This window comes from Actinosynnema sp. NPDC023658 (assembly GCF_040639995.1).
Taxonomy (GTDB): Bacteria; Actinomycetota; Actinomycetes; order Mycobacteriales; family Pseudonocardiaceae; genus Actinosynnema.
The window spans coordinates 1-1,779 of record NZ_JBFAAX010001087.1 but is presented as its reverse complement, the minus strand read 5'-3'; the positions used below and the strand labels follow the sequence as shown (position 1 = coordinate 1,779).

1 protein-coding gene is annotated in these 1,779 nt (G+C 71.1%); it reads right to left on the bottom strand.

The window, feature by feature from the left end:
- A partial coding sequence (locus AB0G02_RS38330; protein WP_360804852.1) for a CBM35 domain-containing protein occupies nucleotides 1-1,702 on the bottom strand: 1,702 nt, incomplete at its 3' end.
- Nucleotides 1,703-1,779: the final 77 nt, after the last annotated feature.

Sequence of the window (1,779 nt, the reverse complement as noted above, 5' to 3'; positions counted from 1 at the left end):
AGACGAGCTGGATGTAGTCCAGCTCCGCGTAACCGGTGCCGCCGGCGAACGACGGGGCGCCCTTGGCCAGGCGGATCACGTTGTACCCGGCCCTGAGGTTGACGGTGGTGGTGATGGTGGAGCCGAACTGGCCCCACCCGGCGGTGGGCGGGTAGCTCACCGTGGACCAGCCGCCGCCGTTGTAGGCCAGGCCCTGGGTCGCGGTGGCCCCGGTGCCGTTGGCGTAGCCGATGGACATGGTGTAGCTGCGCGCGGTCGGGACGTTGACGACGAAGTCGACGTAGCTGGCGTTGCGCGGGTCGCCGGTGTTGTCGATGCGGCCGACGTAGCCGCCGTTGGACGCGCTGCCGGCGGACAGCCGCTCGGCGCGGAACACCGAGGCGTTCTCGGCCTCGTACCGCTGCTGGTACGCGGGCACGCCGCTGGTCGGCTCGACCACCAGGTGGTACGAGGCGGTGGCGGACATGTTCGACACCGGCACGGTGATCTCGCCGTTGGTGACGGTGTAGGTGGTGTCGGCCAGCGACGTCGTGCCGGTCACGGCGGTGAAGCGCCCGGAGCCCGGCGTCGACTCCAGCCGCACGCGGACCGAGCCGCCCAGGCCGCCCAGGCCCGTGACGCGCACGTTGTTGGTGCCGGACTCGTCACCGAAGACGACGTCGACGCGACGGCGGGTGCTGTCGTAGGCCGCGAAGCCGTCCAGGCCGGTCTGGGCGCGCGGGCTGGTGCGCACCATGTTCCCGGCCATGTCGCCGTACCACCGGTACAGCCACCAGGACGCGGTGGGCTGGTTGTTGGTGGTCAGGCCGTTGACGGTGCCGTACTCGTACCAGAAGGCCCGGTCGGCGGCCCAGACACCGGCGCGCTCCAGCTTGGAGATGTAGCTGGTGACGCGGCCCGGCACGTCGATCTCGGCGGTCGTGGCGTACTCGTTGATGAAGATGCGCCGCGCGCTGATGCCCAGCGACGACTCGATGGAGCGGTACTCCGCGACGTGCGCGGCGATGTTCGCGCTGCCGGACAGCTCGTGCCAGACGACGAGGTCGGGCAGGGTGTTGGTGTTCTTCGCGTTGCTGAGGAACGCCCTCATCCGGGTCGGGTTCCAGTACGAGTCACCGGGACCGGCGACGGGCGTCACGGTGTCGCGGGTGCGGATCCGCTGCACGGTCCGGGTCCACCCGGCGTTCCAGTCGCCCGCGGCGGAGGTGTTCCAGGTCCAGTCCGGTTCGTTCCAGATCTCCCAGGCGGCGATGTTGCTGACCGAGGTGGCGGCCAGCCGGTCGCCGACCATCTGGTCGACCTTGGCGAGCCAGTCGTTCCAGCTGACCCACTTGTAGGGGAACTCCCGGTAGATGTCGGGCATCCGGATGACCTCGGCGGCGCCCACCCGGTCGGCCTGCGGCGCGACCTTCAGCGCGTCACCGCCGGGCGGCTGGCCGTTGGGCGCCTGGCCGACCCGGGGCGGCGGCTGCGTGAGCGTGTTGAGCTTGATGGGCAGCAGCAGGGAGTCCGCGGGCCGGTTGTTCTCGGCCAGCGCGTAGAGGCCGCCGGAGGCGACGCGGGTGACCGGTCGGAACGGCACGCCCGCGTCGACGACCAGGGTGCTGCCCGCCGCGGAGGCGGGTTGCAGGGGTAGTGCCACCAGGGTGGTGGCGGCGAGGGCGGAGACCGCCAGCGCGGTTCGCAGTGTCGGCTTTGGCACCGTGCACCTCGTGGGGAGGAGGGATGGGTTGGTGGTGCGTCATCCGGTGGTGGTCGGCACCCAGACCCGCATCGGTC